The 17062-nt window shown below is 56.6% G+C and carries 20 protein-coding genes; 7 read left to right on the top strand and 13 right to left on the bottom strand.

The features are described 5' to 3' along the window. The 3 genes from AC559A_RS17770 to AC559A_RS17760 all read right to left on the bottom strand — a co-directional run. On the bottom strand, positions 1-766 hold a 766-nt coding region (locus AC559A_RS17770), incomplete at its 3' end, for a DUF2357 domain-containing protein (RefSeq protein WP_498819033.1). After that, positions 763-2526, bottom strand: a complete 1764-nt coding sequence (locus tag AC559A_RS17765) for an McrB family protein (protein ID WP_498819032.1) — start codon at positions 2524-2526, stop codon at positions 763-765. The genes AC559A_RS17765 and AC559A_RS17770, both read right to left, overlap by 4 nt. 324 nt (positions 2527-2850) lie before the next feature. Continuing rightward, complete coding sequence (locus tag AC559A_RS17760) at positions 2851-3423, bottom strand: hypothetical protein (protein ID WP_498819030.1); 573 nt, start codon at positions 3421-3423, stop codon at positions 2851-2853. 276 nt (positions 3424-3699) lie between these two features. Between AC559A_RS17760 and AC559A_RS17755 the strand changes: the two genes are divergently transcribed. Continuing rightward, positions 3700-4740, top strand: a complete 1041-nt coding sequence (locus tag AC559A_RS17755) for a helix-turn-helix transcriptional regulator (RefSeq protein ID WP_498819029.1) — start codon at positions 3700-3702, stop codon at positions 4738-4740. Between the two features lie 78 nt (positions 4741-4818). Here AC559A_RS17755 and AC559A_RS17750 read toward each other — a convergent pair whose 3' ends face one another. Together AC559A_RS17750 and AC559A_RS17745 are read right to left on the bottom strand one after the other, a co-directional pair. After that, positions 4819-5286 carry a hypothetical protein gene (locus AC559A_RS17750; RefSeq protein WP_498819028.1) on the bottom strand — a complete coding sequence of 156 codons (468 nt, stop codon included), beginning with the start codon at positions 5284-5286 and terminating at the stop codon, positions 4819-4821. 162 nt (positions 5287-5448) lie between these two features. Next, positions 5449-5769 carry an AAA family ATPase gene (locus tag AC559A_RS17745; protein WP_498819027.1) on the bottom strand — a complete coding sequence of 107 codons (321 nt, stop codon included), beginning with the start codon at positions 5767-5769 and terminating at the stop codon, positions 5449-5451. Between the two features lie 61 nt (positions 5770-5830). On the opposite strand from AC559A_RS17745, the gene AC559A_RS17740 reads away from it, so the two are divergent. Next, positions 5831-6106, top strand: coding sequence for a type II toxin-antitoxin system RelE/ParE family toxin (locus tag AC559A_RS17740; RefSeq protein WP_498819026.1), 276 nt, complete (start codon positions 5831-5833; stop codon positions 6104-6106). Continuing rightward, positions 6096-6428, top strand: a complete 333-nt coding sequence (locus AC559A_RS17735) for an XRE family transcriptional regulator (RefSeq protein WP_498819025.1) — start codon at positions 6096-6098, stop codon at positions 6426-6428. Before AC559A_RS17740 ends, AC559A_RS17735 begins: the two co-directional genes overlap by 11 nt. A 92-nt stretch (positions 6429-6520) precedes the next feature. Here the strand turns inward: AC559A_RS17735 and AC559A_RS17730 are convergent, their stop codons facing one another. From AC559A_RS17730 to cbiE, 5 genes are read right to left on the bottom strand one after another with little or no spacing between them, the layout of a single operon-like run. Further along, entirely contained in the window at positions 6521-7480 is a 960-nt protein-coding gene (locus tag AC559A_RS17730; protein WP_498819024.1) for a GDP-L-fucose synthase family protein, read from the bottom strand. Between the two features lie 39 nt (positions 7481-7519). Next, positions 7520-7819, bottom strand: a complete 300-nt coding sequence (locus AC559A_RS17725; RefSeq protein WP_498819023.1) for a type II toxin-antitoxin system RelE/ParE family toxin — start codon at positions 7817-7819, stop codon at positions 7520-7522. Then, on the bottom strand, positions 7816-8043 hold the full coding sequence (locus tag AC559A_RS17720; protein ID WP_045218424.1) for an addiction module protein: 228 nt from the start codon (positions 8041-8043) through the stop codon (positions 7816-7818). Before AC559A_RS17720 ends, AC559A_RS17725 begins: the two co-directional genes overlap by 4 nt. Before the next feature lie 47 nt (positions 8044-8090). After that, positions 8091-8909 carry a precorrin-4 C(11)-methyltransferase gene (gene cobM / locus AC559A_RS17715; protein ID WP_498819022.1) on the bottom strand — a complete coding sequence of 273 codons (819 nt, stop codon included), beginning with the start codon at positions 8907-8909 and terminating at the stop codon, positions 8091-8093. After that, positions 8906-10258, bottom strand: coding sequence for a precorrin-6y C5,15-methyltransferase (decarboxylating) subunit CbiE (gene cbiE / locus AC559A_RS17710; RefSeq protein WP_498819021.1), 1353 nt, complete (start codon positions 10256-10258; stop codon positions 8906-8908). Before cbiE ends, cobM begins: the two co-directional genes overlap by 4 nt. A 174-nt stretch (positions 10259-10432) precedes the next feature. Here cbiE and AC559A_RS17705 point away from each other — a divergent pair, with 174 nt between their 5' ends. The 3 genes from AC559A_RS17705 (at position 10433) to AC559A_RS17695 (ending at position 13589) form a co-directional block, all read left to right on the top strand. Further along, positions 10433-11002: a helix-turn-helix domain-containing protein gene (locus AC559A_RS17705; RefSeq protein ID WP_498819020.1), complete on the top strand. Its 570-nt coding sequence runs from the start codon at positions 10433-10435 to the stop codon at positions 11000-11002. A gap of 325 nt (positions 11003-11327) precedes the next feature. After that, positions 11328-12980, top strand: a complete 1653-nt coding sequence (locus tag AC559A_RS17700) for an AMP-binding protein (RefSeq protein WP_498819019.1) — start codon at positions 11328-11330, stop codon at positions 12978-12980. 48 nt (positions 12981-13028) lie between these two features. Beyond that, on the top strand, positions 13029-13589 hold the full coding sequence (locus tag AC559A_RS17695) for a 3D domain-containing protein (RefSeq protein WP_498819018.1): 561 nt from the start codon (positions 13029-13031) through the stop codon (positions 13587-13589). Between the two features lie 209 nt (positions 13590-13798). Here the strand turns inward: AC559A_RS17695 and AC559A_RS17690 are convergent, their stop codons facing one another. After that, positions 13799-14830 carry a glycosyltransferase family protein gene (locus AC559A_RS17690; protein ID WP_498819017.1) on the bottom strand — a complete coding sequence of 344 codons (1032 nt, stop codon included), beginning with the start codon at positions 14828-14830 and terminating at the stop codon, positions 13799-13801. 10 nt (positions 14831-14840) lie between these two features. After that, positions 14841-15542, bottom strand: coding sequence for a phosphoadenosine phosphosulfate reductase family protein (locus AC559A_RS17685; RefSeq protein WP_498819015.1), 702 nt, complete (start codon positions 15540-15542; stop codon positions 14841-14843). A gap of 376 nt (positions 15543-15918) precedes the next feature. On the opposite strand from AC559A_RS17685, the gene AC559A_RS17680 reads away from it, so the two are divergent. After that, complete coding sequence (locus AC559A_RS17680) at positions 15919-16368, top strand: NAD(P)H-dependent oxidoreductase (protein WP_498819014.1); 450 nt, start codon at positions 15919-15921, stop codon at positions 16366-16368. A 495-nt stretch (positions 16369-16863) separates the two neighbouring features. On the opposite strand, the gene AC559A_RS17675 is transcribed toward AC559A_RS17680, so the two are convergent. Continuing rightward, positions 16864-17062 (bottom strand): hypothetical protein (locus tag AC559A_RS17675; RefSeq protein WP_498819013.1); only part of this gene is annotated, 199 nt, incomplete at its 5' end.

The following is a 17062-nucleotide window of genomic DNA, read 5'->3' as shown; positions in this document are numbered from 1 at the left end:
TTATTACAGATAGTTGGATGTGATGATTACGAAAGCGAACAGACGTCAAACAGTAAGCAGCTAAGTTTATTTGATTAATTGTTGGGACACTAGTGACGCGATGCAGGGATTTGCCCAATGCGGTGGCTGTCAACGGATGTCCGTTAGCAATGCGACAAAGCCCTTGAGGCCTTCTGGCCATCTCGAACCATGCCTCAGGGTTGACAACGGTAATGTCTTCCACGCGCTTTTTAGTGCGATTACGCTGAAACACCCGGTGCGGATCGGTTAGAATTGCACTGGCAATAGCGTTAATGTCCGGCTTCTTATGCAACAGCTGCATGCGCAAAAAACACATTTCCAGATAGGCTACGTCCTTGCCCGGCTGACCGCGCTGTACGTTCTGGCCTGTGGGCTTACCAAATGCGAAAATCAGGCTGGCCACCTTCGCGACCACAAAGTTCAGCATGGCCTCGTACTGTTGCTCATCAATCTTCAGGTTGTGGACCTTAACGCAGAGGGAGCCGATGCGCGTGAGCCCCACGCTGTTGCGAAAACTGATTTCAAAAAGGCCGCCTGGAAAATGCTTTTGAACAAATGGCGGATAATTATTTGACGTATCTTTTCGTAGAGCCTCTGGAATGTCATCAAAACATTTCAGGTAGTATGTGTTAAGTTCATGCAGTTCAGGTTTATTACCAAAATGGCGCGCGTCCTCTTCGGAAACGGCAATCGGCGCATCCATAAGAGCCATGCGGAATGATGGGCAATAGCCAAGTATTTTCATTCTATAAAGTCCGCATAGCCCTGGTTGTCGAGTTTACGCAACATCGCGGTCAATTTACGATCAGTTCGCGGTAGTCGATAATCACTTGTTCCTGAAGATGCTGAAGCAGCTGGAACCTTGGCGAATGCAAGCAGTTTGTTCAGCGGTTCCTCCAGCTTGGCCTGGGTGCCGTGAAATTTGGGCAAGATTTTTTGAACCACTTGAATATCCAGGACTGTTTCCGGATTAAAAGAAGAGACGTGAGAGTTTGCAAGCCTGGTAAAGCGGCAAACCTCGTTGATGACCCTGTAGCCAAAGTGCATGTTGTGCATCTTCAACTCGTCAAGCAACTCTGACAAGCCGACAACAACATCAGGACAGTCCTCCTTGCATTGACGATAGTCATCGCTGGAACTAAACGGTTGATTCTCATCAAGCGGAAAGACATCAAGCAGGTTTTCCTGCTTAAAGCGGAATGGACTGGAAGAGACTGGGATGTCGATCTGACGGTCAAGCAAAACTTCATTAAACTCGATAACATTGGCCCGGTCCAGAACCTTGGGGCTGAACATGTAGGTCGATTCATCGACGTTCACGGTCCCGGTGAAGTAGACATTGGTCGGGATATGCAGGCGAGCAGGAATGAGCAAGCCATCATGTGTGAGGGCTTCGGATCGATCATGAAGCACGAGGGCTTCACCCTGGGGATTGTCCGGTGTGCGGCTTTCCATTATGCTCAAAAAATCAGAGAAATAGTGCTCCACCTTGGCCAGATTCATCTCGTCCAGTATGACGAAATGCGGTTTATCTGGATTATCCCTTGCAGCAAGAAGCAGTTTGAGTATTGGAGTCACATTGTATTTTTCATCCAAGATATTATAAAAACCCAACAATCCCTTATTGTCGAGCCAGTCAGGACGAACGGACACAAATGCTACCCGAGAATTTCTTTCACTGGCATCGCACTCTTGCAACATGTAACTGGCAAAAAGCTGCGCAATTTTCGTCTTCCCCGTCCCTGATATGCCCGTCAGAATTACAAATGGTTTGGTCATCAGTGACAGCACATACCTGGTAATGATCTCATCGCTGAATGAAAACTTTTGTATTTGATAGTAGTCGTAAATGTTTTTCTTGGTTCTGACTCTAATTTTTTTATTTTTTTGAGTATTCACTGTTTCCTCCAAAACGGGAGTTGTTTTTTTTACTTGCTGTTCGTTGTAAGAAAAATCTCTCCGCAACTTAGAAATAATATCAATCAAATTCAAACAATTTTCAATATCAGGATTATCAAAATTTACATACTTCACATATTTATCACCGTTGTCTAATTCAATGATACTTTCACGATTGATATAATTTAAAAATTTTACAGCATCGAACCTGCCAACTCCTCCATCATTATTTAAAAAATTAATATTGGCACATAATAAAAATTCGTTACCATTATTAAATACGACATTATGTGTATCATTAATTCTTGATTCTCGTATTCTTATGCATGAGTGGTTTCTTTTAGTGAGACAAAACTCATATCTGCTATTGTTTTTTAGCTTTTTGATCGAAATTTTGTAAGATTCTCCATTAATATTTTTAAAAAAATACTTTTTTCCAATCCATTTGTTTTCTTGGTCCACTCTTTTTTTGCTATCAATGCTAATTTTCTTTTCAAATTTATATTTTGAGCTTTGAAAAATCTCAATATTTTTATCAAATCTATCCAGTAATATAATGAATTGATTGTCTATTATATTTATGTTCCTAACAATTTCATAAGACATATTATACTCCAAATAAAATTACAATGCTGAACACACTATGTATGCTTAAAAAACACATGAAATTGACATATTAGATAGTTTGCGAGGAAAAAAATCGGAACGAAAGAAAAATTATCAATCGACGTACGGGGCCTAGTCTACAGACCAACAGCCCCCCTCAGCACTGTCGCGGCAGAACCGAAAGAGGCTGTTGTCACTGCGCTTGAGGAACCCGTTAAGTTGCCGAAACAATTCCTGCCTTAAATTTTCCCTTGGATCAAGCACGTTCATGAGGGGTACTTCCAGCTTGATTGGGGAGGCCTTTTATAGCCTCAATACCACGGCTTAATCATCCTCGTCATCCTCCAGTTCCTCTTCTTCCTCATCACTCTCTTCTTCCAGAGCACGCTCCAAGCTATCCGCTGCCTTTTCCGCGATATCCTCGTCCTCGTCATGGGAAAGCTGTTCCAAAACCTGGCGGCTGACGGATACGTTTTCGGCCAGGATGCCCCTGATCACGGGATTGTCCATTCTGGCCAGCTTTTCAGCCAGGACGTCCTCGTCGCAATGCGGAAAGGAATCCAGATTCTCGGCTACGGTCACCAGAATGTCGTGGTCCTCGGTTTTGATCAGACGCAGCAGGCAGGTTTCCGTGATGAACATGCGGGCTCGGCTGTTGGAAACCAGATTACGGAGTACATCAATCTGAGTGTCCTCCACCAGGATGCTCACGATCTTTCTGTCCAGAGTGTCGCGGGATGCCACGGCCATCCGAACATGCGGATGAGTGGACCGGGCAAGCTCCGCAATGACGTCGTTGTGCCTGGATTCATCTGGGATGGAATACACAAGGTTGTCGATCTGGTCGTAGGGAATGCGTGCCGACACTCCATTGACGGTGATTTTTACGTTCAGCATGGGTTTCCTCCTTGTTCGGTCTGGTTGATGTGGACGGGCCGTGCTGCAGGCCCCTGATCGCGAATCCTGCCTGCGTGCGCCTGGAACAGAGTATGCCGCGGGCACCTGTGGCGTTTTTGGCCGCATGTCGACGCTGACCAGAAATTGAATAAAGTTTGTTATCCGGTTGGAACCTCGGTTTGCGCGGCCAATAACGCCACACATGGGTGGCATGATTTCCAGGCGTTTGACTGCGCGGCACATTGCGCCGGGACGAATAAACCATGGGAGGCAAACATGCGCGAGAAGCGACTGGAGATCGTGATGCAGGCCGTTGCCTTGATGACCCGGACCACCGGGGTGACCATCGACGAACTGGGGGAGGCTCTGGGCAGGAAGCGGAATGCCATGAACCGGCTGTTGCGGACCATGACGGCCATGGGCATCCCGATCTATCCGGACATGGTTTCGGAAGACCGGAAAAAACGCTGGAAGATCGATTCCAGGGACGCGAGGCGTTTGCCGGGCCTTTTGCTTACGGAGCTGGGGCTTGATCCCGGCGAGATCGAGGCCCTGTTTTTGCTGCGCAGCGGCATGGCCGTCAATCCAGGGTCCGACATGGACAGTCTACTGGACCAAGCCCTGGCCAAGATCGCACGGCTCGCCCCTCGTGAAACCGTGCAGCGAATTGGCGGGATGTCCGGGCTGTGCACGCCCTTGCCCAGGCTCAGCAAGGACTATTCCGGCAAGGAACGCGTCATCGAAACCCTTGTCAGGGCCGTGCTGGAGCAGCGGGTCTGCACGGTGACGTATTTCGCTTTCGCCGACCAGCTGACCAAGACGTACGACGTGCATCCGCTGCAGTTCCTGGGGCGCTGGGGAGGATTATACGTGTTCGTCTGGTCCCGGTTACGTGAGGCTGTCCGGGTGCTGGCAGTGGAACGCATCCAGACCCTGGAAATAACGCGGGAACGCTTCACCCGGCCGGCGGATTTTGATCCCCGGGGTCTTGTTTGCGGCGCTTTCCGGCTGACCTTCAACGACCCGGTGGAGGCCACGGTCCTGGTTCGGCCCGACGAGGCCCGCTACGTCCGGGAGCGCTGCTATTTCAACAGCCAGCGCATCCAGGAACTCAAGGACGGGTCGATCATCATCCGCCTGAATACCTCGGGCCGGCACGACGTGAAGCGTTGGATCATGAGCCTGGGGCCGGGGGCCAGGGTTTTGGCGCCCGAGGAACTGCGCCGGGAAATCATGGAGGATCTGGGACGCGCCCTGACAGGTCACGGGCAATCCGATCCGCTCACCAATCCTTCGCATTCAAACATGTTGACATAGTGCGCACGGAAAAGGCCACCCTCCGCCTTGTCCCGAGCGCACTATGCCGTACGTCTCGCACCTTGCGTGAGGCGTTGTTCAATCCAGTCCAAAGACCTGCACGTAAACCCGTCCGTCCTCGGTGTACTGGGCTGTGTACTCGATGTCGTGGGTCATCCCGGCGTCCGAGGTCAGGGTTGCCCCGCAGGCTGTCTTGCGAATCCCGTCGTCCCTGGAATTGGTCCTGATTCCGTCCAGCCGAAATGACAGTTCCTCCACCTGACTGTCCACCAAGTCCAGCAGCCTGGCGATTTCCTCGCTTTCCTCGCGTCTCCTGTCCCACTGCGCGTAGGTGGGATTGCCCTGGACCTGGGGGGTGGTTCCCAGTTCCGTGAGGATGGCGTTGAACAGCAGCCCGTTGCGCAGCTCCTCGTTGGCGACTTGCAGAACCAGTTCCTGAACCTGACCATCTGAACAACCCGGGGCCTTGTCCGGCGGACTGCTGCCGCAGCCCGCCAGAATCAGGGTCGCGAGCAGAACCGTGACTGAAAAATGTCCTGGCTTCATGTGCCTGCCTCCTTGTGCTGTAAGTGTAATCCCTGGACCTGCCGCAATCAGCCGGCCCACCCCTCGCCGCGTGCCGGGAACGACCCGTCCCCGGCTGCACATCAATCCGGATTACCCTGCCAGGGGAGTAGGTCGGTTTTGGCACTACTGGGAAGGATTTTTTCAAAAGAGAGGCAGCATGGCTGCGTAATCAGAGGTTTCTACGATCCGGTGTACTTCATCCAGAAGGGCTCGATTTTTCTGTATTTCATCCAAGACGACCCAGTCATCCTCTCGCAGGCTCCCGGTCAACGCTTCAAGGCGATGCGGATCCCTGGACAGTTCCAGGTGCAGCGAGGCGTCCAGCAGGTCAAGATGCAGGGCATTGTCGAATACCTGCCTGAGCCAGGTTGTCTTTCCCGTGCCGCGCGGGCCGAAAAGAAAGAAGGAGTGGTCCGGACGCCGGAGCAGCCTGGGCGTGACATCGATTTTACCGTGATGCATGCGTTTCTCCATTGTTGTTGCAAAAATGCAATGCGAATTTACATTTCCAATGGAATAATGCATGGCGCACGGGGGTGATCCACGTCTTCCGTTCCCACATTCAAGCGGTATAAAGAATTCACAATACCCGCACATGAGAGAACTTCGCATTCAGCATGCCGGACGCCCTTATCGGGTACTCTATGCTTTTGACCCTCGCCGGTACGTTATTTTGCTTATCGGTGGAGAGAAGACTGGAAGGGATCGCTGGTACGACGAATATGTACCGATCGCGGATCGGCTCTACAAAGAACACCTTGAATCATTAGTCAAGGAGGGCTTGCTTGATGGCTCGTAAATTTGAAGAACTGGAATCAAAAATGTCCGCGGAGGCAATTGCCCGCTCTGACGCTCGATGTCGCGAAATGGTTGCCGAGTTGGCGCTGCACGAGTTGCGACGCGCTCGAGGTGTGACCCAGGAAATGTTGGCGAATCTCTTGCACATCAAACAGCCAAATATTGCCAAGCTGGAAAAGCGCACGGATATGTACATCTCTACACTCCGAACGACGATAGAGGCGATGGGAGGAACGCTTGATATCGTGGCCCGTTTTCCAGACGGCAACGTCAAGATCAAAAATTTCTCGTCCATCAACGAGGCGCGCACTTCTACCGGATAAGGTAACCAGAAAAGTGGTCAAATCCGGCCTCATAGACTGGAATGTATTCGCCTGATCCACACATCCAAGATTTTTCGACGGTCTCGATCAAATCAAGCGTTGCGGCGCAGGAAATCCCGATACGTAAGCGCTAACCCCTCCCGCAAACCCAGGGTGGGTCGCCAGCCCAAAGCTCTCATTTTCCCCACGTCCAGCAGCTTGCGCGGAGTGCCGTCCGGCTTGTCCGTGTCCCAGACGATCCTTCCTTCGTACCCGACTGTCTCGCGGACTATCAGGGCCAATTCCTTGATGGTCTGGTCCTCGCCGGAGCCGATGTTCAGCAGCGGCGCGATGTCCTCCTTCAGCAGCCCGGCATAGTCCTCCTCGGGCGAATCCATCAGGTACACACAGGCTCGGGCCAAGTCGTCCACGTGCAGAAATTCCCGGCGCGGCGCGCCCGTGCCCCAGAGCGTGACATGCGGCGCGCCGGAGGCCTTGGCTTCGTGGAACTTGCGGATCATGGCCGGGATGACGTGGCTGCCGGCCAAGTCATAGTTGTCATTGGGGCCGTAGAGGTTCGTGGGCATCACGGCCAGAAAGCGGGTCCGGTACTCCCGGTTGTAGGCCCAGCACATCTCGATGCCCGCGATCTTGGCCACGGCGTAGGGTCGGTTGGTGGGTTCCAGGGGACCGGTGAGCAGATACTCTTCCTTCATGGGCTGGGGGCAGTCCCTGGGAAAAATGCAGGATGATCCCAGAAAAAGCAGCCGCCGCGTTCCGCTGCGCCACGCCTCGTGGATCACGTTGGTCTGGATGGCCAGATTGACGTGGATGAACTGGGCCGGATAGGTGTTGTTGGCCAGAATTCCGCCCACCTTGGCCGCAGCCAGAAAGACGGAGTCCGGACGTTCCTGCTCGAAAAACCGGCGCACGGCCCCCTGATCGGTCAGGTCCAGTTCCGCGCTGGTCCGCTGAAGAACGTTCCGGCACCCCTTGGCCTCCAAAGTCCGCACCAGGGCCGAACCTACCAGACCGCGATGGCCGGCTACGTAGATTTTCGCGTTGTTTTGCATGGTGGTTTCGTCTTGATATCAACAAGGAAAGATGAGCAATCAGGTCCGCCGGATTCGTTCCAGAAATCGTTCTGGATCCGACCGCAAATCCATGACTCCTGAAACAACGATTGATTCAGCGGATGTCGTATACAACACGGCATAGGGAAAACGGCGAAAAAGACATCGCCGATGTCTTGCTCCAATTTGCTTCCAAGCAGATGGAAAGGAGCATACTTTTGACATCACGGCATCGAATTCATCCAAAAACTCACGACCTAACCCCGGATATTGTCGTCCATAGTAATGGGCAATGCGAGCCAAGTCTTCCGTGGCCGGAGTTAGCAGCCTGTAGTTCATGCCAGCTCTCGACGAAGTGACGCGACAAAAGATGGTCCATCCACTGCAGAGACTTTGCCGGCATAATATGCGTCAAGCCGTTTTTCGGCTTCTTCACTCCACCTTTGCGTGATGAGTTCGTCCTCTCGGCCCAGAGATTGAAAGAGACGTTCAACAAGAAGCGCTCGTTGATCCAGGGGAAGTGACAACGCCTCTTTCTCGATAAGTACGACATCCTGATGCATAAAAACCCTCCCAGGCTATTCTTTGAAAAATGATTATTGTCGCATGATTATTGTCGCGAAGATGCGACCTCTGCGACTGCGCTCACCGGAGAACTTCCTCTTTCCCCCCGAAATCCATGCTCGAACTCCGGGGCGTACAGTCTGGATGTGGTGGCCAGCTCCTGGCTGGGGAGAACGAGGAAGATGGTCTGGCGTTCCCAGAGCGATTTTGCCTCGGTCTTGGCCAGCTTGTCCAGGGTCAGGCGTTGGATATTTTCTTCCGGCCAGCCGACGCGGTGGGCGGCGATGATCGTGGTGTCCGGGGGGTAGCCTCCGTCGAGCAGTTCCTGGGCCAGCTTCTGGTGACTGGGGCCGCTGAGGTAGACGGCCAGGGCCGCCTGGTGGACGGCCAGCCCCCGGAGCTGCTCCAGCTCCGGGACCCGGGTCCGGCCGTCCAGGCGGGTCAGGATCAAGGTCTGGCACATCTTGGGGATGGTGAAGGATACGCTGGCCGCGGCCGCCGCGGCCATGGCCGCGGTCACGCCCGGGACCACGGCATGGGAAATCCCCTCCGCGTCCAGGAGCCGAGCCTGTTCGCGCACCGCGCCGTACAGGCCGGGGTCGCCGGTATGCAGCCGGACCACCCGTCGGCCCGCATGGACCGCCTCGCGGATCAGTTCGTGGGTCTGGTCCAGGGTCAGTCCGGAGGAATCCACGATCCGGCATCCGGGCCTGGCTCCTTCCAGCGTGGCCATTGGAACCAGGGAGCCGGCGTAGATGATCAGGTCCGCTTCGCGGATCAGCCGTTGGGCCTTGAGGGTCAGCAGTTCCGGGTCTCCAGGACCCGCGCCGACGAAGTAGACGTTGGGAGAAGGCGTTGAACTCATGGCGTGGGCTTATGACTGCTGAGCAGAAAGACGGGGTTTTGGGCGCTGATGCGCAGGTCGTCGGCCAGGGGAACGCTGTGCCCGGCCTGGATCTGAACGATTTCCAGATCAAGGCCGCGGCGCTCCAGGAATATTTTGGCCCGGTGCATGCTTCCCAGAAGCACGGTCGCGGCCACCAGCTTCCCACCGGGTTTGAGCCTGCCCCAGGCTGTTTCCAAAATATCCTGCGGAACATCATCCGGGCCGCTTTCCTGGGTGTTGCCCAAGCTGCTTTTGGGGCTGCTTTTTAGGCTGCTTTTTGAGCTGCTTTCCGGGCTGCATCCTAAACTGCTTCCGAGGCCGCCGCCGAGGAAAATCCGATCCGGGTCGGGTAACGCTTCCAGACATCCGGGCATCAGCCCGTGGGCCACCTGGACCCAGAAGGCGTTGGTCCGCCGGACGTTCTCCCGAATCATCGCGGCGCGGCGCTCCTCCCGTTCCACGGCCACCACGCCGCCCCGCGGCAGCAGAAGACCAGCCTCAATGCCCACGGAACCGCATCCGGCCCCCAAATCCCAAAGCAGATGATCCGGCTCCAGGGCCAGGGCCGCCAGGGCCGCGGCCCGAACCGTCGGCTTGGTGAGCAGGCCGCGCTCGTGAACGTAACTCTCAACGGCCATGCCCAGGGTCAAGGTGACTTCCGACTCCCGAACGCGCTCCAGAAGGACGAGGTTCAACGCGGAGAAGGCACCCTGAGCGGTCTGGGCGGCCTGTTCCAAGGTGTACGCATCCCAGTTCTGGCTGGGCAGTCCCAGGTCCTCGAAAACCCACATTCGGAAGTTGTCCACCCCGCGTTCCAGGAGCATCCCGGCCAGGACCGCCGGGGTATGCCGCTCGTCCGTATACACGGCCACCCGCTGGGAGCGGCCCAGGGCCGCGAACAGCGGCGTGGTTCGATCCCGACCGTGCAGGGAGACCGCCGGGACGTCCTGCCAGGCGATGCCCAGCAGTGCCGCGGCGGCCTGGAGCGTGGTGGTTCCGGGATGCAGCCGAACGTTTTCACGTCCCAAACGGCGGACCAGAAGCGGACCGATCCCGTAAAAGCAGGGGTCCCCGCCCACCAGCACCACCACGCGGCGTCCGGCTTCCCAAGCCTGGTCCAATCGCTCCAGCGGCGAGGCCAGGGGAGCCTTGAGCACAACTCGTTGGCCGTGAAAATCCGTGTATTGATTCAAGATCCGTTCCCCGGCCAGCAAGAGATCGGCCTCCTGGATCAAGTGATCCAGCTCCGTACGGTCATGACGCGGGCTTTGCCCCAGTCCGAGGACTTCCACGGGGTGGCGGATCGGTTGGGCGGGATGAAGGGACATGGTTCGGGCCTGAGGGTTGCGCGAGGGCTGGATGCTGAATATGACAACCTTTCTTGACGGCTGGAGAACGTCTTGCCGGGGCGAAGGACCGTTTGTCAAAAATCCTTCACGACAAGGCGAAATATGTTTTCAACCGGACCGCCGCGGCGGTCATGCTTACCAAAGGTTCGGATCATGAGCAAAGAAAACGTCGGCGACAGAATCCGCAAGCTGCGGGAGGAGCGGGAAATCAGCCGGGAGCAGCTGGCCGAGCGCACTGGCTTGGCTCCGGAATTCATCGCCCGCATGGAAAACTCCGGAGACGTCCCTTCCCTCGGCCCATTGCTGAAGGTCGCTCGAGGTCTGGGCGTGCGCCTGGGCACGTTTCTGGACGATCAGGTCAGCCGCGATCCGCTGATCGTGCGCCTTGAAGAACGTCAGGCCGGGCTGAACATGCACAAGGACCACGGCGGCCCGCTGGCCCTGCGCTTCTTCCCCTTGGGCCTGGGCAAGACCGACCGCCACATGGAGCCCTTTTTCATCCAGGTGCTCCCTGACCCGGCCCAGGAGAACCCTCTCTCCGCCCATGAAGGCGAGGAATTCATCGTGGTCGCCTCCGGAGAGATCGAACTCCGCTACGGTCAGGAGGTCCAGCGGCTCAAGGCCGGAGATTCGGTCTATTACAATTCCGCGGTTCCGCATCATGTGGGCGCGGTGGGCCCGGAACCCGCGGAGATCTACGCGGTATTGTACATCCCGGAGTAACGTTCCGAACAGGTAGTTGTTGAAGCGATTTCCGGGTTTACATGTACCCGCAAATCGCCCCCTCACCCCGGCCCTCTCCCAGGGGAGAGGGAGAAAAAGGGAATTGTTTTGAACGCCGTAACTATTCAGCATAGAGTAATGCCGTTGTCGGGGTTGGAGTCAGGATCGGTATCGGGATCGAAAACGCTGGGAAGCGTTCAAAATTTTTCCTGTTCCGATTCCGATTCCGATAGCGACCCCGACTCCGATTGCCGGAGCAAGGGCGGATACAAAATGTGCTGAGTAGATACTGAACGCCTAAATAAATGTCTCTCACGGAGTGTTCGTGGAAAAACCAATCCTTCGAGAAATCACCCTGGGCCGGCTTCTGGACGAGGCCGTCAGGGACTATCCGGACAATGACGCCGTGGTCTACGTGGACCGCAACTTTCGCCTCACCTACCAGGAGTTCGGGGAGGTGGTGGATCAACTGGCCAGGGGCTTGATGCATCTGGGGGTGCAAAAAGGGGAGAAAGTGGCGGTTTGGGCCACCAACGTGCCCTACTGGGTGGCGCTGCAGTTCGCCACGGCCAAGATCGGCGCGGTGCTTCTGACCGTGAACACCAACTACAAATCCAGCGAACTGGCCTACCTTCTGGAGCAGTCCGAGGCGGAAAACATCTTTCTGATCGACGGGTTCCGGGACACGGACTACGTGGCCACGGTCAACGAACTGGTCCCCGAACTGCGCGTCGACCCTCGCGGCCATCTGCGCAGCAAGCGGTTTCCGCATCTGAAGCGTGTTTTTTTTCTGGGGCCGGAAAAGCACCGGGGCATGTACTCCATTCCTGAACTGCTGGCCCTGGGGCACATGGTCTCCCAGGTCGACTACCTGGCCCGACAGGCCACGTTGGATCCCCACGACGTGGTGAACATGCAGTACACATCCGGGACCACCGGCTTTCCCAAGGGGGTGATGCTCACCCACTCCAACATCGCCAACAACGGCTTCTGGATCGGCGAGAACCAGCTCTTCACCCACAAGGACCGGATCTGCCTGCCCGTGCCGCTGTTTCACTGCTTCGGCTGCGTGCTGGGCGTGCTGGCCGCGGTCAGCCACGGCAGCACCCTGGTGATCCTGGAAGGGTTCAACCCGGTGCATGTCATGGCCTCGGTGGAGCAGGAGCGCTGCACGGCCCTTTACGGCGTGCCGACCATGTTCATCGCCGTGCTGGAACACCGCCTGTTTCCCAAGTTCGACTTCAGCTCCCTGCGCACCGGAATCATGGCCGGCTCGCCCTGCCCGGTGCGGGTGATGCGCCAGGTCATGGACAAGATGTACATGCGCGACATCACCATCTGCTACGGCTTGACCGAGACCTCGCCGGTGATGACCCAGACCCGGGTGGACGACGACGTCAACCGCCGGGTGGCCAGCGTGGGACGGGCCATGCCGGCCATCGAGGTCCGGGTGGTGGACCCGGAAACCAACCAGCCCGTGCCGCCGGGCGTCCAGGGCGAGGTCTGTTGCCGGGGGTACAACGTGATGAAGGGCTACTACAACATGCCCGAGGCCACGGCCCAGACCATCGACGCGGACGGCTGGCTGCATTCCGGAGATCTGGGCGTGATGGACGACGACGGCTACCTGGCCATCACCGGACGGATCAAGGACATGATCATCCGGGGCGGGGAGAACGTCTATCCCCGGGAGATCGAGGAGTTCCTGTACACCATGGAGGGCATATCCGACGTCCAGGTCGTGGGCGTGCCCAGCCGCAAGTACGGTGAGGAAGTGGGGGCGTTCATCATTCCCAAGCCCGGCGTGACGCTCACTCCGGAAGAGGTCAAGGACTTTTGTCGAGGCAAGATCGCTCGTTACAAAACGCCGAAATACATCGCCTTCGTGGAGTCCTACCCCATGACCGCCAGCGGCAAGATCCAGAAATACAAGCTGCGCGAAACCGCGGGCAAGCTGTTTCCCGAAGCCATGCGCTGACCCGGCGCGACGGCCTTGTCCGCAGTCTGTTCCACCAGGGACCATTTCATGCGTTTCTCCCTTCCGATCATTGTCGTCCTTGCCCTGACGAACATCTACCTTCTGGTTCAGTCAGGCGCGCCCGTGCGGGATATGGAGCCGGTTTCGGGCGAGGAACGCTTGGTGAGCGCCGAGCATCAGCTGGAACTGCTCAAGGCCCAGGACAAGATCACGATTCTCAAGCTGATGCTGGACCGCTACCGCGAGGCCAATACTCACCGGCTGCGCCTGACCGCCTACACGGCCAGACCGGAGGAAACCAACGAAGATGTGGACAACACCGCGATCATGCAAACCCCGCGACCCGGGTGGACGGTGGCGGTCTCCCACGACCTGCGGGGCTGGCTGGGCAAACGGGTCTACGTGGAGGGCTTCGGAGTACGGTTTGTCGGGGACCTGATGAATCCCAGGTTCACCAAATCCATCGACGTCCTGGTGGCGGACGTGGACGAGGCCCTGGCCATCGGCGTGATCCAGGACGTCTTCGTGACCCTGATCGAGCCTCTTCTTCCGGAGCACTACGACGGCGACTTCGATATCACGGCCGTGTTCAACTGGAATCGGGAATAACGGGCCAACCCCGAAGGGGTTGTGTGTCCGCTCTTGCTCCGGCAATCGGGGTCGGTATCAGTGTCGGAACAGGAAGTAATATTGAACGCCTCCCGGCTTTTTCGATCCCGATTCCGACTCCGACCCCGGCAACAGCATTACTCTGTGCTGAGTCGTTACGAGATTTGAGCCGCGACGCAACAATTGGAGTTTTTCTTCGGACTATTCGGTTATCCGAACGTCTCCAGGCAGGCGTCCCGAGCCATTTCGGCATAAAAATGACGATGTTCCAGGGGCAAGGGCAAGGCCTTGTCCGTGGCCAGGGAGGCGTAGGTCTTGAGCAGATGTTCGCGGACCAGCCCCATGCCGTTTTTGCGTCGGGTTCCGGCTCCGGAAGCCAGGAGTTCCTCGACCAGCTGGATAATTTCCCGGGCCCGGATCGTGGCGCTGTGATCCCGCTGCACCCGACGCTTGCCGCGCCGGGCGATTTCTCCCAGCCGTTCCGGATCGGCCAGGGCCTCGTGAGCGATGCAGGCCGCGGCTGAGGCATCGTTGCTGGGATAGATCAGGATTTCCTCACCAGGGACAAACGCATCGCGCAGGCCGTTTTCCACGTCCTCGGTGAGCACCGCCGCGCCGCAGGCCGCGGCCTGGAACAGGCGAAAATTCAACTCCCCCACCACGCTCTGGTTGATCACGATCCGACTGCGCCCGAAGATCGGGGCGTACGCGCCCTGCTGGACAATGGTCGGGCAAGTCTGACGGAACCGGCGCAGAAACGGCCCTCGATTTGGATTCAGCGGTGGATTCAGCGTCCCCACGAAACTGACCGGAATGTCCCGCTCCACGCCGGGATCCCGGTCCACGTCCAAACGACAGTAGAGCGGAAACCAGCGGCATTCCCGCCAGGCCCGAGGGTCCCAAAACAGCTTCAGATAATCCTTCTGGGCCACCAGGAACAGGTCGAAGGCCCAGCTGTACGGCACATGCCAGGGGTTGCAGTACTGGTCGATGGAATACCCCACCACCACCCCCGGCAGTCGTTCCAGGCCGAAGACCTCCAGCGGTCGACACCGGTCCACCCAGACGGTCAGCTCCGGCCGGAAATCCCGGGCCGAAAGAATCTCCCACAGTTCACGCGGACCGATGAGATGCTCCAGGGTTACGTCATGCCCCGCCCCCTTGCCCATGGTCAGAACGTGGTGCCCCATGTTCCTCCAGGCCGGGACGAAGTCCGTTCCGCCAACACTCAGAATGCGCATGCTTCGTGCCTCAGAAGTATCCCAGACTCCGCAGTGTTTCCATTTGCCGTTCCTTATCCTGATCCCTGCCGGCCCGCTCCCCCCCTCCCGCGGCCTGATCCGGCATCGCGGTACAGGGAATGCAACCCAGGGAGCGGTAGCCTTGGGTGTAGAGCGTGCAATACGGCAGCCCTTGTTCCATGATGCAGGCCCAAATGTCCATTTCCGTCCAGTCCAGGATCGGGTTGACCTGGAGATAGTCCGGGGCTTCGCGAAGCTCCATGGGCTTGCGCCCGCTTCGGCTGGCCGATTCGTCCCGGCGCAGCCCGGTGAGCAGGGCGGACAGGCTGAGATCGCCGACGGCCCGCTGTAAAGGGAAAATTTTCAGATCACGGCAACAGGCCAGCTTGTCTTGGGCCACGGGATAACCATCCAAAGGGATGTCCGGGCGCTGCACGTGCAGGTCAACATCCCACTCCCGGGCCACCTGATCGCGCAAGGCCAGCACCTCGGGAAACTTCAGCCCGGTATCCAGATTCACGGCCCGGCAGGGAGCCATGCCTCGCTCCTGAAGCAAAGAGCGCCACAGCCGAAGAACCACGGTGGAATCCTTGCCCCCAGTCCAGGCCACGGCGGTCCGCTGAGGACCGTGGTCGGCCAAAATCTGTTCGAGGATGTGTCGGGAGTGGAGAATTTTTTCGTGCAGCATGTGTTTCGTCGCGGTTTCATTCATTATGTTGTAAGGCTCCGGGCTTGAGGTGGCCGAGCCAAAATCCGGACGGGCCGCGTGGAGCTCCGTTGCCGGATAAACAGTCCACGGGGTGAGAACATGCCCAGGACGAAATCCGTTGTCCAGGTATAAGGTGGATCTGCTTTTGACCTTAACAGTTGGAAAAACCCCAATTGCTGCGTCGCTGCAAAAAATTCAAACTCTCACGTATGAATAAGTACGCTTCGATCTTAAGTTTTTTTGCTCCTTGCACTTGGGGTTTTTGAACGGACTGTGAATAGGGACTTTTTCAGCACTCAGTCAAAGACCGTACTTTTCAAAAACTTACGTATCTGCTCTATTCATCGCGGACGGCAACCATCAACGCAAAGAGAATAATATGTACGCCATCGCAGTCAACGGCAGCCCTCGCAAGGGCGGCAACACGGAATTCCTCTTGAATCGCGTCCTCGAACCCCTGGCCAAGGCAGGCAGGGAGACGGAATTAGTCCAGGTCGGCGGGCAAAATATCCCCGGCTCGGTCTACAGAAACATGGGCTCTGGTCGGGACAAGGGCGAGGTGGAAAAGGACGCCGAGGGGCTTGGCAACATGAAGAATCTTGGGCAGGTTATCGCCTGGCTGGGTCAGGCGATACAACCGCATGTGGGCAGCTTCCCGGCCCTGGCCGTCTGTCCGGAAATCCGGGCCACCCTGCGCATCCCGGACGATCACGCCATCGGCTACGCCTTGCTCTTCGGACGCCCGGCGGTGCAATACCACCGCCCCGTCAAGCGGAGGCCGGCCAGGGTCAACATGCTTGGGTTGGGAGCCCCTTCAAAATCATTATGAACGGCCTCCACAGCCCCCTGAACGACATCGCCGGGGCGCCCAGCGCCCCGGCGCTCACCTCAACGCAAAAACTTTCATGGACACACAACCAGCATCATTCTTGCCCGGTTCCTTGAATGTGATTCGCCTCGTTTTTTTGACTCTTCGACCACTCCGCATAATACTGACCTCGGGAGGGGCAAAAAGGTGGTTTCAACGACTGAGAAGGTTGGTCCTGGTCAGCTAAATGTCATGAAAAGTAAGGCATTGTGCGCGGCCAGGTTTGTGTCCGAATAGGGTTTTGACAATCCGTGGCGAGGAGAGGTGGCTTTTTGCGAAGTCAGGATAATCATGCTGTTAGGCTGCACAACCCTACAACGCAATTTAGATAAAAACACTTGATTGTTCACTCAAAGCCTGCCACTATGCCAATTACCTTACATCAAGCAAAGGAGGCAGGCCATGCTACCAGGTTGTCGAAGAAATGAGCATTGTTATTCAGTTCCAAAATTTGATTTAACCCTTGCAGAAATTGAAGGTTTTAAGGACAAGCTCGAAGGCTTCCACGAATATTTCCATGACTGCTTTCTTAGGAGCGAGTCCAGAGCCAATTTTTTTCGGGTTCTTCGACGTTGGACGTGGAAATGCTATGGAACGAGTAGTTCCCTGATGGGTGCTCCGATCAGGTAGATCACAGTGATGAATGTCATCTCGT

This window comes from Desulfonatronum zhilinae (assembly GCF_900182865.1).
Taxonomy (GTDB): domain Bacteria; phylum Desulfobacterota; class Desulfovibrionia; order Desulfovibrionales; family Desulfonatronaceae; genus Desulfonatronum; species Desulfonatronum lacustre.
The sequence above is the reverse complement of the archived record's forward strand: the minus strand, read 5'-3'. Positions and strand labels throughout refer to the sequence as shown.

Coding starts and splice junctions, on each gene's coding strand:
- cbiE (WP_498819021.1), bottom strand. CDS start 10,258: ATGTCCCTTCATCCCGCCCAACCGATCCGCCACCCCGTGGAAGTCCTC.
- AC559A_RS17745 (WP_498819027.1), bottom strand. CDS start 5,769: ATGCATCACGGTAAAATCGATGTCACGCCCAGGCTGCTCCGGCGTCCG.
- AC559A_RS17690 (WP_498819017.1), bottom strand. CDS start 14,830: ATGCGCATTCTGAGTGTTGGCGGAACGGACTTCGTCCCGGCCTGGAGG.
- AC559A_RS17765 (WP_498819032.1), bottom strand. CDS start 2,526: ATGTCTTATGAAATTGTTAGGAACATAAATATAATAGACAATCAATTC.
- AC559A_RS17735 (WP_498819025.1), top strand. CDS start 6,096: ATGGCTCGTAAATTTGAAGAACTGGAATCAAAAATGTCCGCGGAGGCA.
- AC559A_RS17740 (WP_498819026.1), top strand. CDS start 5,831: ATGGCGCACGGGGGTGATCCACGTCTTCCGTTCCCACATTCAAGCGGT.
- cobM (WP_498819022.1), bottom strand. CDS start 8,909: ATGAGTTCAACGCCTTCTCCCAACGTCTACTTCGTCGGCGCGGGTCCT.
- AC559A_RS17705 (WP_498819020.1), top strand. CDS start 10,433: ATGAGCAAAGAAAACGTCGGCGACAGAATCCGCAAGCTGCGGGAGGAG.
- AC559A_RS17725 (WP_498819023.1), bottom strand. CDS start 7,819: ATGAACTACAGGCTGCTAACTCCGGCCACGGAAGACTTGGCTCGCATT.
- AC559A_RS17685 (WP_498819015.1), bottom strand. CDS start 15,542: ATGAATGAAACCGCGACGAAACACATGCTGCACGAAAAAATTCTCCAC.
- AC559A_RS17695 (WP_498819018.1), top strand. CDS start 13,029: ATGCGTTTCTCCCTTCCGATCATTGTCGTCCTTGCCCTGACGAACATC.
- AC559A_RS17750 (WP_498819028.1), bottom strand. CDS start 5,286: ATGAAGCCAGGACATTTTTCAGTCACGGTTCTGCTCGCGACCCTGATT.
- AC559A_RS17755 (WP_498819029.1), top strand. CDS start 3,700: ATGCGCGAGAAGCGACTGGAGATCGTGATGCAGGCCGTTGCCTTGATG.
- AC559A_RS17680 (WP_498819014.1), top strand. CDS start 15,919: ATGTACGCCATCGCAGTCAACGGCAGCCCTCGCAAGGGCGGCAACACG.
- AC559A_RS17720 (WP_045218424.1), bottom strand. CDS start 8,043: ATGCATCAGGATGTCGTACTTATCGAGAAAGAGGCGTTGTCACTTCCC.
- AC559A_RS17760 (WP_498819030.1), bottom strand. CDS start 3,423: ATGCTGAACGTAAAAATCACCGTCAATGGAGTGTCGGCACGCATTCCC.
- AC559A_RS17730 (WP_498819024.1), bottom strand. CDS start 7,480: ATGCAAAACAACGCGAAAATCTACGTAGCCGGCCATCGCGGTCTGGTA.